Source organism: Paenibacillus sp. Negev47 (genome assembly GCF_058313655.1).
Map to the genome: position 1 here is coordinate 3938396 of NZ_CM177754.1, position 13437 is coordinate 3951832.

The 13437-nt window shown below is 47.3% G+C and carries 9 protein-coding genes and 1 riboswitch; all 9 genes read right to left on the reverse strand.

The window, feature by feature from the left end; all coding sequences use genetic code 11:
• Window positions 1-26: 26 nt before the first annotated feature.
• A complete protein-coding gene (locus AC4G47_RS17520) occupies window positions 27-3365 on the reverse strand; it encodes a DUF5107 domain-containing protein (protein WP_491102013.1) in 3339 nt (1112 codons plus the stop codon).
• A 173-nt stretch (window positions 3366-3538) separates the two neighbouring features.
• Window positions 3539-4249, reverse strand: coding sequence for a trehalose operon repressor (treR, locus tag AC4G47_RS17525; RefSeq protein ID WP_413409215.1), 711 nt, complete (start codon window positions 4247-4249; stop codon window positions 3539-3541).
• Between the two features lie 171 nt (window positions 4250-4420).
• Window positions 4421-5443 (reverse strand): SDR family oxidoreductase, encoded by a 1023-nt coding sequence (locus AC4G47_RS17530; RefSeq protein ID WP_491102014.1) that lies wholly within the window; start codon window positions 5441-5443, stop codon window positions 4421-4423.
• 96 nt (window positions 5444-5539) lie between these two features.
• Complete coding sequence (locus AC4G47_RS17535; protein ID WP_458126669.1) at window positions 5540-5965, reverse strand: cupredoxin domain-containing protein; 426 nt, start codon at window positions 5963-5965, stop codon at window positions 5540-5542.
• Between the two features lie 205 nt (window positions 5966-6170).
• Complete coding sequence (locus AC4G47_RS17540) at window positions 6171-7124, reverse strand: EamA family transporter (RefSeq protein WP_491102015.1); 954 nt, start codon at window positions 7122-7124, stop codon at window positions 6171-6173.
• A 108-nt stretch (window positions 7125-7232) separates the two neighbouring features.
• Window positions 7233-7343: riboswitch (purine riboswitch) on the reverse strand.
• 73 nt (window positions 7344-7416) lie between these two features.
• Window positions 7417-9639, reverse strand: a complete 2223-nt coding sequence (locus AC4G47_RS17545) for a DEAD/DEAH box helicase (protein ID WP_491102016.1) — start codon at window positions 9637-9639, stop codon at window positions 7417-7419.
• Window positions 9636-10976 (reverse strand): ATP-binding protein, encoded by a 1341-nt coding sequence (locus AC4G47_RS17550; RefSeq protein ID WP_491102017.1) that lies wholly within the window; start codon window positions 10974-10976, stop codon window positions 9636-9638. The genes AC4G47_RS17545 and AC4G47_RS17550 overlap by 4 nt, the downstream gene beginning before the upstream one ends.
• Before the next feature lie 6 nt (window positions 10977-10982).
• A complete protein-coding gene (locus AC4G47_RS17555; RefSeq protein WP_491102018.1) occupies window positions 10983-12560 on the reverse strand; it encodes a TerB N-terminal domain-containing protein in 1578 nt (525 codons plus the stop codon).
• Window positions 12561-12839: 279 nt separating this feature from the next.
• Entirely contained in the window at window positions 12840-13430 is a 591-nt protein-coding gene (locus AC4G47_RS17560; RefSeq protein ID WP_491102019.1) for a biliverdin-producing heme oxygenase, read from the reverse strand.
• Window positions 13431-13437: the final 7 nt, after the last annotated feature.

Sequence of the window (13437 nt, forward strand, 5' to 3'; positions counted from 1 at the left end):
GTTATATGAGGATATGGGTGGGTCGATTACCGATGGAGGATTGCCCCTTGATGATTCGGGTTCTTCTCCAGTACCCGCTCCAACTCAAGTTTGGCTTCACTCGTCCGACCCAGTCCCAGAAGACCCAATGCCCGCATATATCGGCAATGTTCTTCATTTCGCTGATCTAGATCGTCATCGAATACTAGAAAATCGGGCAGAGATACCGCAAAGTAATCCATTCGGATGTGATCTTGCATATGTCTTTCGGCATAATCAATCAGTTTGTTAAACCGTCGGTTTGCTTCCTTCGTATTGCCAAGCTTCTGCCAAGCCAGACCCTGATAATAGATCCATTCCGGCGGCTGATCATTATAGAACATCGCGCTTGCAGGTTCGTTCAGGCCGATCAATGCTCTCTGGAAACTTTCCTCGGCGTCCTGTATATTGTTCATCTGCTGATACGCACAGCCAAGGTAATAGTACAATGGATTGTCACCGGCTCTCTCCAGCTTGCCCTCACCCAGATTCTCCGGATACTCCAGAGCTTTCTGCAACAGTTCCAACGCTTGTTCAGGTTGTTGTTTCTCCAGGTTCTGCTTCGCCAGCTCCGTCAACGCCGTAACGTATTGTCCTGTGACCTTACCTTCTCCACCTTCCCAAGGATGAAACATCCTTGTCTGAAGGGCATTCCATGCTTCCCGATGACTACCCTGCATATTCAATAAAGTTACCCACTCAATATACAGATCGTCACGGTGATGAACCAGCTCCATGTGATCTTCCAGCTGTTTGATTCGATGCTCGCAGGAATACCCTATCTTCTTGCGCAGTTGATCCAACTCGTAGAAGATCCGTGCATCCTGCGAATCCAACCGGAAAGCTTCCTCCAATGATGCGAGTGCTAGGTCGGGCCGATTCAGCTTGTTATAATAAGCCAGCCCCAGATTCCGATGTACCGTTGAAAATGTAGCATCTGCCTCACGCGAAGTTTCCCAATGGGAGATTGCTTCTTCGTAACGTTTATGATCATATAACCAATTGCCCAGGTAATAATGAGCACGCGCATCGTTCTGATCAGCCGCCAATACATCCTGAAGCACCAATAACTCAAAAAGAGTATTAGGAAAACAATAATCGGTTGGAGCAGCCTCCCCCTGCTTCTGACATTCCCCGGCCTGCTCCGCATCACCCAACTGACGATACAAGTAGGCTTGAGCATAATCAATCATCGGGTACAGTTGTGAGACTTCGGATTCAACATAGGAGAGAACCAATAGTGCTTCTTCCCACAATCCGCTCTCGGCATAATCCGCGGCTAGATTCAGATAATTATGAACGTCTCCTCGCATGAGACGATGGAAATGATCGCGAGCTTGATCGGCTTGTTCTTTATCTAACGGTGAAGTAGCTCTGTTATAGATCAGAACTAATTCATGTGCGGCTCCAAATTCAACCGGGTCCAATTCCAGTGTCTCACGTGCATATTGGATGGCAGGTAAGTCCTGGCCCATTCGGCGTAGCAGAGCCACTTTCAGATGACGAGCCTTATAATTCCTGGCGTTACGGATCAGCGAACGTTCAATGTGATCCAGCGCTCCCTTGTCCCTATGTAGTGCTGTATCTATCTGAGCAAGTATATAATAGCCAGTATCCTGATACTGGGCAGACCATACGGCTTTATAGAGAGCTGCATAGGATTCTTCCTGTTTCCCCTGTAGTTTCAGACATAGACCGAGCTGATAATAAGCTTCACTATCATATGGATTCGTATTTTTCCACGTAAGTGACTCTACGGCCTGTGTGAAATGTCTCTCTGCATCTTGAAACAGCCCTCTTCGCAGCAGCAATGTGCCATACGCAATGTTCAGACGAATATCCGTTGCATCACGCTTCAACCCTTCCAGATAATAAGATTCCGGTTCATACGTGGCATGCCGATATTGCTCCAGATGCAGACCCGCCAGATATAATTGTTCATTGGTCTGAATCTCGGACGGGAGGGGGAGTGGTATGGCCGGATCCGGTACTTCCTGAATCTCAGACCGTTCAGGCTGATAGGCCACAAGCAGTCTTCCTTCCGCAGTTCGAACAGTTAATTTCACCTGATGCCACTCATCGTGCCCACTCCACAAGAATGAAGTTTGATATACTTGCGTAGGTGAGACGTTACATCTGTCCTGGAGATATACTGCGGTCGGTCCTTTTACTTCAACAATCACTTGATCATAAACCGATGTAGCGTACACCATCACGGTTACTGTTCCTGTCGTTTCGTCCATTTCCAGGTTAACCGCTGCATCGATCGTTGCATTTTTGACCATGCCAATTCCTTTGTACGGCATAAAATATTGCGAAAATGATTTGGCTTCATAGGGCTGTAACCATGTAAAATCAGGCTGATTATCGGTATAGATACCTGTCATTAATTCAATATAAGGACCATCCTCGTCCGTCAACTGGCGATCCCAGGCTTGCCCGAATGCCCCATTCCCCCAGGTCCATTGTTTCTTGCCGGGTGAGATATGGTGATTAGCTACATGCAACAAACCAGCCTGAACTCCATGGTCATAGCCGCCTACGAAATTATAATTCGACTTATACGCCATGTAGGATGTTGGAACCGGTATATTTTTGTAACGTGAAATGTCCACACCTTCGGAATAATCCATCTTATAGTACGTGCCTGTTGCGATGGGAAACCGGGATACATCCCGTTTGCCATGATCCAGCACAGCCGTTACATCTGGTGGAAACACGGATTGCGTATGATCGTTGGCAGCCACAGCCGGATTGGCCCACCAGAGAAAAGTTTGAGGTGCGGTGGTTCGATTATATACCTCGGCATGGATTTCAAGATAGGCTTTGCCCGGATGCAATGTAAAGCCCGCAGTCATTTTGGTACCGTACATACGATCAATCTCACCTACCCATACGGTAGCGCTTCCATCTTCATTACTGGCAAATGTATAGTCCACCGGACCAAACGTATTCGGCCGATGATGCTGTGGCCAGTTGAATTCAATTCCCCCTGAGATCCATGGCCCTGCTAGACCCACAAGCGCAGGTTTAATCACCCGGTTATAATATACAAAATCGTAATCGTTAGTCCGGTCCAGCGCACGGTAGATCCGACCACCCAGTTCTGGCATCATCTCAATACGTATATATTCATTTTCCAGAATAACTAATCGATAAGATTGCATTTTTGCTTCATCTTCAATGCTGTCGATCACGGGATGCGGATACACCTTACCCGAACTCCCCTGATAGATTCGCTTTTCAAGAAACATCGGATTTTTGTCCGGTTTACCTGTACCATAGGTTGGAATATCTCTGGTTTCTTCCCATATGCGAACGTTCGATTTCGCTGTCACGTGATTCAATTCCCTCACTCCTTGGCCTCGTGTATATTATGATCATACGCTCGAGTATGGAGGAAGAACATTGACATTAAGCGGTTCTTGATGGACGATCTTCGGATTCCCCTACAACCAAAGAGAGTACCTATCCACCCAATAAAGCAGTGAAAGGTACTCTCTGATCGATTCTGTTTAACTCATCTGCGGCGTGCAAAATCCACAAATCTGAACTTATCCGGTCGATGCCTCGACTCCGTATACTGAAATTGACTGGCATCCTCCAGGTATACCTGGCTCCTCACCACAACTACATTGTGGAACCCTTCGAGATCAAGTAATTCCCTGTCCTCCGCAGTGGGTTCTTCCACCAAAATTTCCTTCTTGGCAAATGAAATGGATAGACCCAACTCCTGTTCAATGTACTCATAGATGGAATCATTACAGATTTCTTTGCTGAGACCCGGAACAAGTCGCTGGCTGATGTAATCTTTGTCCAGAATGACGTGTTCTCCATCCACTTTGCGCACACGTCTGATCTCCCAGACCTGTTCATTCAGACCAAAGTTGATTTTTTTGTGCAGCGCCTGATCCACTTGTTGCTCCTCGAAAACCTTCACATACGTTTGAGCCCGATGCCCCATTTTTTTGGCTAATTCCTTGAAGCTAACCAGACCTGAGATGGGAAAATCGATCTTCCGAATATCGAGTACAATCGAGCCCTTGCCTTGAATCTTCTGAATATAACCTTCTTCGTACAACATTTTCAGCGCTTTGCGAATGGTCTCTCGGGATGTTTGATAACTTTCCGATAGATCCAGTTCCGATTGAAGGAGCGTACCTGCCTCAATCTCTCCAGTCCGAATACGATCTGCAATGTCTTCATATATCCGGATAAATTTATTATTCATTATTCATCACCATTGTTCATTACCCTTTTTTATCATATTGGCAACCTATTATAGCATTAAAAGCCAATCAAGCGGTAATGACTTGCATCAGCTTATTCAAACGGAAGATTAGCGCTGCGGCTTCGGATCTGCTTAAGTGCTCCATAGGGCGGAAGCTAGATCAGGAAGGTTTCACTTCTCATCCCTTATCTTCAATAACGCCTCGTCCAATGCGCCAACGACCTTGTCACACCATACATCAAATTCAGGATCTTCGGTCTGTAATTCAGGATGCTCCAGAATATGCTCAATCGTACGTCGAATGCCCTGATCGGCTCTTGTCGTTGCTACAAATTCCGGAACAAGCCGTTTCAGTTTACTGTTATCGAACACAACGGTATTGGCTTTGTCCCCTAGCAAACCGCCGCGCAGATCCTGGTCACTGCATGCTGCCAAGAACTCAGAGGGTACATGTACCGCATGAAGCTTAACACCCAACACGCTGGCAATAATCTCATGAATCTGATTCCACGTGACGGATTCATCTGAGGTGATATGTACCGATTCACCAATCGCATGGATATTTCCCATAAGCCCGATAAACCCTTTGGCAAAATCAGTATTGTGCGTAATGGTCCACAGTGATGTGCCATCTCCATGAATGATAACGGGTTTTCCTTCACGTATGCGCTTGAGAACCTGCCAGCTGCCTTGAGCACCATGAACACCGAGAGGTACTGATTGGTCCCCATACGTATGGCTCGGACGCACAATAGTCACGGGGAATCCATGCTCACGATATTGTTTCATCAGATAGTCTTCACACGCAATCTTGTTGCGAGAATACTCCCAGTATGGATTCGATAATGGCGTCCCTTCCGTGATCCGATAATCTGCCAAAGGTGTCTGATACGCTGATGCTGAACTGATAAAAATAAACTGCTTTGTTTTATCTTTGAACAAAAGGTAATCTCGCTCCAATTGAGACGGCACAAAGGCGATAAAGTCTGCCACAACATCGAATTCCAGATCAGCAATCAGTTCCGCTACGCGGGCCTCGTCATTAATATCGGCTTGAAGTACCTTGACTTCGGCCGGTAACTCATCATTACGATTACCCCGATTAATCAAATAGAGTTCACAGCCTTGCTGTGCAAGCATCTCCGTAATGGCCGTACTGATGGTGCCTGTCCCTCCAATAAATAGCGCTTTCATTTCGCCACCTCCTGATCGATTTTACCCACTTTCCCATGATATCACGCACCAAAAAAAGGAGCAAAGCTCGGTAACCCGAAACCATGCTCCTTCTGCTTATACGACCTTAATCGTTGCGTATATCATATACATGCCACAGTGAATTTCGTATTCTCCCTTGGGCAGGTCTTTGTCGACAGTATAATAATTGGCTCCCTTTTGCATGTATAGATCCATGCCAAGCTTTTGTGATCCCACCGATTTGACATGTGTCACCGACCGGGTCAGAATAAAGTTGATTTTAGTCGGCACGCCAGCTTTCACCTCAATAACGTCGGGTCCAAAACCATCGTTGCTTACGTCCACATCAATGACTTCATATCCTTTCAGATCCTCCGCTGTCTCCGCTTGTGCAGTTACCGCACTTCCCGATCCCGGGGACAGGTCTTTACCCATAAAATAAAACAAAAAAGATCCAAGCAATACGACAACCGTCAGGCCCAGTGTTAACCAAGGCCATGTTTTTCCAAACCAGCTTTTCATCTAAACACTCCTCATTCGATGTCTCATCAATATTCAATCAACAGACGGATGTATTCTTTAAGCATACCTGATTCGCATGACAATGAAAATGACCCCTCTGGGCTATTGCGGTTGAGCCAAATTACTTCAATAAAAAAAGCCTGATTTCTCAGGCTTATCTACGGGTATTCCCGCTCATTCTCCGTAATATCCCTTTTGGTAAGAATCAGGAATAGATCGGTTTACTTCGACTTCGTCTCATTCGTAATTTATACAACTCTGGCAGGGCTACACCAATGAGCACAATGATAACCCCGAACCATTGCAATCCGCTGACATGCTCATGGAGCACGATAGAGGATAATAATACTGCAATTGGAAGCTCCACTGCACCCAGAATTCCGGCCATGTCGCCACCAATATGCGGAACGCCAATGGCGAACAGTACTGGTGGAATGAAAGCCCCGAAGAATCCGAGCAGTAGTCCGAACACCAATAACTGACTCCAGATCAATCCGTTAAAGAGGAAAGTCGGCGGGAACAAAATGCACAGCAGGATCAATCCGCCTGTAACCATCCACGCACTGCGGAAGGCCGGGTGTGCAGAAGGAACTGCTTTGCCGCTGAACAATACGAACAGGGAATAACTTACGGCTGCCATTAGTCCAAGAGCAATACCCAGACCGTTAAACTCACCCAGTCCCTGTTCCAGGAAACCGGCTGCCAGCAAGGTTCCGCCGAATAGAATGATCAACGTCAGGAACGTCACTTTATCCGGACGTTGACGTTTGCTTATCGCTTGAATCAATACGCTAATCCATGTGAACTGGAACAACAGGATAATGGCAAGTGATGCCGGGATATAACGTAAAGACTGATAATAGACGAGACCTGTAATTACCGTTGGTGTTCCGGCTGCCATCAATAGCAGACGTTGTTTCCACGTCAACCGTTTGAATACCTGTGCCACGGCTCCTGATGCTTTTACAGCTGTTTGGGACTTGCGTTTTGTTCTAAATCGTGTGTATAGCGCCAGCATCCAGGATAGGAGAAAACCCGTAATCAGTTGTGCTCCCACAACCTCTCCAAGTTTATATCCTTCACCGTAAGCCAGAACCACAATCGTGGATAATATGCCATAGCTCATCGCTCCCGCGAGAACGGACAGATAATATTTCATTTGTGAATAAACCTCCTGATGATTGAAAAATACGTCCGCATGTTTGGCTCATGCCAAGGTCACAGACACCATCGAAAATGCAAAAAATCCTAACAACGAGCAAGGAATACATCGATTCCTTGGCATCGTAGTTAGGAAGTATAGGCTTCCCGTAGAGACCCTCGCCCTGTGTACACTTTCGGCCTGCGAGGTTATACGAAATGATATATGCAATTTGATGTAATTCGTGTGTGACGACTTTTCATATATTACATGGGAGGTGAGGTGGTGTCAACCCTATTCGATGTAAAAGTTAAAATACCTGATTGGAGTTCGAGGAATCCCACTCCAATGTTTGCTGTAGACCTGCCTTCAATCCATCCAAATCCAGCCCATCCACGGCAAAAGCCTCACGGATCAGAGGCGGCGCGACGAATTCATCATACTTGCCTAAATAAGGTGCTTCATCTTCAGCCAGTAACGCAGAGGCGTCCTGAGCTGACCGACACTCACTCATGATTTCGGCTAACAAAGTTCGTTCATCGACCTTCCCGGACACTACAAAATAATAGGGTTCCATGGGTACGACAGAACGCAAAGCAAGCTTCCCGGACAGATTATGCTTCATCAAGCGCTCCAATGTACGGAAAGATTTACTTCCCACCCAGGGAAGAACATACATGGAATCTCCCCCTGCGGGAATAACGACTTGCTTCAGCAGACCACTTTCTCGAGCGAGGCGGCGTGCTCGTTCCAGTCGATTGACGGCTTGCGGTGACAGGTACGGATAGATGGTCGATTCGGACAAGACTTCACGCATTTTCTGTACTACCGTCGTATGAATATCTCCTCCCGCCCCAAGCCATAACGTATCCACTTTTCCTTTGGCAGACTTCACATACACAGCCTTGTGCTTGTGGTCCACCTCTTCGACTTTCCACAGTTTGCCTGCGAGCGAGAAGCAATACCCCGGTGGGGGTACGGTTGTAATGGAACCAATCTCTTCGGAGCCGTTCAGCACTTTATGTTCCTCATCGTCCTTGAACACTGCGTAGAAGCGATAATTATTCACAATTTTCTCACCGGTAAGTCCAATAATTAAAGTTCGCTCTTCTGTCCATTGCAGGTGATCTGTATCGATGAGGTAATTCAGGAATACCTGATATTGATCGGGGCTCATCAACGAGAACGGTGCGAGCGAGAGGATTGCTTCCGCAAGGTCTCTCGGCTCCGCCTCCCCCATACTTTTCAGCATGCTCATCGTCTGATGGTAGAGTACACCTATGGGCATTTTGCGGGCTTCAAGCGGCTCGACCCATTTCGTTTTTACATATAGTTCAATAACAGAAATCGCACGCATCAACGTCCATGGCATCCGTGCTGGTAATTGCGCTTCTTCATCTTCTTCCTCCGGACATACAAAGAGCATTTCCGAAGCCATGTCTTCCCGTCTTCCCGAACGGCCCAGCCGTTGCACAAAACTAGACGCACTATAAGGTGCACCAAGCTGAACCACACGTTCCAGCTCGCCCAGATCGATGCCCAGTTCGAGCGTGACTGTTGCTGCAGCAACAGCAGGCCCTGATCCGGTGCGAAGGGCAGCTTCCGTCTCCTCCCTCAACATAGCCGAGATACTTCCATGATGCACATGGAACACATCACGTTCCTCTCTGCGAGCCGCAACGCGTCTCATCTCAAGAATGGTGACTTCGGCATCCGTGCGACTGTTGGTGAAGATCAGCGCTTTTTTGCGATGTGTGCTCTCATAGATGAAGTCATAGTAGGCTTTGCGGGCGTTATGAAGCTGTTCCGCCTGTTCTTCATCCTGTGCATCAGGGAAAGAGAAATGTTCCACTCGCAGTCGCAGCTTGCGCCCCCCCGGGGAAGAGACCACATCTACCCCCTGCTGCGTTCCGGCAGCAAGCCAGGCTGTAGCCGCATTATAGTCACTAAGTGTAGCGGACAAGCCAACTCTTCGCGGTGCACAGCCAGCCATTCGCTCTATTCTGGCAAGCTCGCTGAGTACCTGAATGCCCCGATCCGCTCCCATGAAGGCATGTACCTCATCGATGATGACATACCGCAGATCATGAAACAGTGCCGGAATCGCATTCGGGCGATTCATAAGCAGACCTTCCAGCGATTCTGGGGTAATCTGAAGCACACCGGACGGGTTCTTCATCAGTTTTGTTTTCTCCGCCTGAGGCACATCTCCATGCCAATGCCATACCGGAATATTTCCCTCGGATAACAAATCTTTGAGACGTTCGAATTGGTCATTTATCAGCGCCTTCAGCGGTCCAATGTACAGGATGCCAACCGATTTGGAAGGCCGTTCATGCAGCTCGGTCAATGCAGGAAAAAAAGCAGCCTCTGTCTTACCGGAGGCTGTGCCTGCCGCAATCAACATATGGTGCGGGGTATGAAAGCAGATATTGCAGGCTTCAATCTGTGCAGGCCGAAGCGAATCCCATCTTTTTTTATAAATAAACTCCTGAACAAACGGCGCCAGCCGATAGAATGGATTATCACTCATAATTCAAACTCCGCCAGAAAATCGTCCAGATCATCCGGATTCGCGGATGCATCCCCTTTTCCCGTTTCCTGAGGTTTGGCAGCCCGGTCACCAAGTAATTGAGTATAAGTCACTTCGGGATTCTGGTGGAGCGTATGCAGTACATCCATAAAGTCCCTTACCACTTCACGCGTCGTCAGCAATTCATCCGCACCCAGTCGATTCACTGCCGTTTGCATAAAATCAACCAATTGTTCATCTGTCAGACTTGCGCTGTATCCAAAATGCAAGGCATGAATCTGCCGCAGCTTCTGGAGCAGAATCAGAATCTCTTCATGCGATAACATCGCCAGTTTCAGGATCGGGCCTGTATAATTCGCATACGCTTTGGCTGCATAGCGACCATCAATAAGCCTGGAGCGAAGCGCTTCATAGCTGTATAGTCCGCGCCGTTCATCCTCTACAAATTGTGGTGTACCGCCAACAAATATGCCCAAGTGCTCCGCCTTGCCCTGCATCGTATCATTAAACATGGTCAGCAATTTCTCATAGTTGCTTTGTCTGGAGACGCTGTTTGTAATTTTGTACAGATTCACCGCTTCATCAATGAATAATAGCAATCCCTTGTAACCAATTCGCGCTGTAAATTCAGACCATAATTTAAAGTAGTCATACCAGTTGTCATCGTCAATGATGACCCCGACAGAGAGTTCTTTTTTCGCTTCTGTTTTGGTTGCAAATTCTCCTCGAAGCCAGCGAAGCGCCGCCTGTTTGCGATCATCATCAGCCAACTTGTACCCGTTCCAGTAAGACGCCAGTACTTTGGCAAAATCAAAGCCGTGAACCAGATTCTGCATCTCACCCGTCACCGCATAGATCTGCTTCTCTACTTCCAGCGGCAGAGCGGGGTCATCCGGGCGCAGGTTCTGACTCTGCATCGTGGATTGTTGCAGCCCTGCGATCCATTTTTGCAAAATCGGCTCCAAGGCTCCTCCATCAGGTCGCGTGCGTGTAGACAGACGAGTCATCAGCTCACGATATGTAGCAAGTCCCTGACCTTTGGTGCCCACCAATCGTCGCTCCGGTGACAGATCCGCATCCGCCACAACGAAATCGCGATCCATCGCATAGTTACGAATCATTTGCAAAAGAAAGCTTTTACCACTGCCGTAACGACCGGTGATGAGCTTGAACGCTGCGCCGCCCTCGGCGATATTGTCCATATCTCGCAAGATCGCGTCCACTTCAGCCTTACGACCAACAGCAATCTGCTCCAGTCCAATGCGCGGGACAACACCCGCTGTCAATGAATTTACAAGTGCGGTGGTCAGCCGCTTCGGTATTTTAAGTTCTGTCACTGCGTATCACCTCTTCACATGTTCGAAAACATCTATATAGTCAGGAACAATCCGGCCCCCATCAATCAGAAGATCACCGATCGTGTCCATAGCCACATCATTAATTTCATCCAGCAGAAGCGTAGGCATCGTCCCATATTGCTCAGCTAAACGCATCAGATCCGTATCCGGGTTTGCGCCAAGAAGGGCATGGATCGCTTGCACCTGCTGAGCAGACAGCTCTTTGGCAAAATGCAGCCACTCTTCATCCAGATCAGCCTCAACAGACTCGTCCCACTGCAACCTAATGGATTCTGCTGACGCTCCTGCTGCAATCTCTTCTGCAGATGGGTCCGGCTCCAATGAACCTTCAGTTGGAGTTATCTCGTCCGATGCTCCCAGTGCATCTAATCGATTACTCCCAACATTTGCATCGTTAACCTCTTCATCCTTCACTTCAGAAGAGTGATCATCCTCAATCGTAAGTGCCATTCGCACGTACTCACTTTCCTGCTGTAACGACGCCAGTTTCTCTGTATCAATACGGATCACCGGTTGTTCCACAGACTCCGCCTGCTCGGTCGCATATGCTTTGTCCAGGTAACGCTCAATCAGATTCGCAAGTTCAGGCTCTAGGGTCTGTCCACGCAATCGGCCTCTGAATCCGAGCAGTTCACGAAGTTTATTTTCAGTACATCGATAGATCCGGGTCACCATCTGCACAAATTCAGCCTGTTCACCTATGGGCATATATCTGTACGATACCGATCTTCCATAGATCGAATCATCATAGACTGCTTTGCGAAACAGGATGCGCTCCACCTTACGTTCATCTTTGGGTTCAAACTCAGGCAACAGTCCAACTTGTCGCGTACGTTCCAGGTACGAATGAACCAATGCCATGACTCTTGGAATGTACTGCTCCATCACTTCTTTGCCGCCATCTCTATAGAACTTACTAAGTGTAATATCGTAATCATAGTATCTTAGCAGCATATTCAGCGAAATATCCGATAACTTTCCTTGTAAAATACGCTGTAGCTCCATATCCAGCATCTCCGCTGGCAGATATCCGCCCGAAAGGTCCATGACTTCGGATAATGACGTCTCCATCTGATGGATCAGTACATAATCAACCATCCATTCTTGCATATATATATTTAGTTGAGGAAGTCGTTCACGGTAGTTCACCCATAACTGTTTTAATTGATCATACCCATCCAGAGGATTCTGCCAGCCAATGCCGTTAATTAGCTCGTAGATATGAATGAATAGATAGGACAGATCGGTATCCGGGTATCTCCCCTCGCGTACTTCCTTCCTCCAATACATATACCACTTACGCTGGGCTTCATTCATCACGCCATACGTTGGCCAGTAACTCATGAAGGGTACCCACGGGGATATATCTCCCTCCATCTCTGCCCATTGCCTTGCTTCCTCTACAAAACGTTTCTCTGAGGACAATATGCCTCCACGATGCTGCATCCCATCATATGCACTCTGCACAATGGTTGAACGATCAGGAATCGAAACAGCTGCTGTCTCCGGTTCTTCACTCAGATCTATCTCCATAAATTCCAATTGTCTTGAATCGTCTTTCATAGAACGTTATCTCACCCTCCTCCAAGACGGAATACGAACAAGTGTATCCATAGGGATCATTATATCACTTGTCCTGTGTCTGCGGTGACGAAATTAAGACATTCTTGGACACAAAAAAAGAAGGCATTTCTGCCCTCTTTTCTTCATGGTCAAAATGAACGTTGTATAGGCAAAAATCACACAACGATTGCCCGATTCTTCCCTTCACTTTTCGCTTTGCGCCAGCGTGATTAGTTCAACTTATATAGATTCTTTCTAAAATATGAAAAAAAGTCCGCCCTACGTATTAATCCACTGATCAAGCAGTCGGAAAGTCTCTGATGCACTGTGCACCATGTTATCATGATCTTCCGGAGTTGTGATGGACTGCTGCAGCAAACCCATGAATTCGCTCCATTTTGTTCTTGTCTCAGTACCATAGGCGTTGAAATATTCCAATCCACGATCAGCTTCAATCGGCAGGAACTGCGACAATCGTTTGGTCATGATCTGTCCACCGTTCGTAGATCCTTCAATCACATACAGATATCCAAACAAACGGGCAGGTGTTGAAATATCCGGCAATTCTTCACAGAGCGGAAGTTGGCGGATCTCCTCTTCACTCGCACCAAGATTGTGCAGATCTTTCTCCAGTAATCCAGCCTTGCCTCTAATCTCAATATCCAGTCCCGTACTTCCCCAGAAAGGCTGCTGTACAGCCTGATCCTCCAGCGGTTTCAGAAATCCATAGAATTTCTCTAAATATGTTCTATATTCTTCTATCGTCACCGTTTGATTCATAATGGCTTTCGCATAAGGGTTCTGTTCGACTTGTCTGTGATAATGAGCGGTCTCGCTCTTCAGACGTTCCATAATATTCGTTGCTGTCATCGTAGTT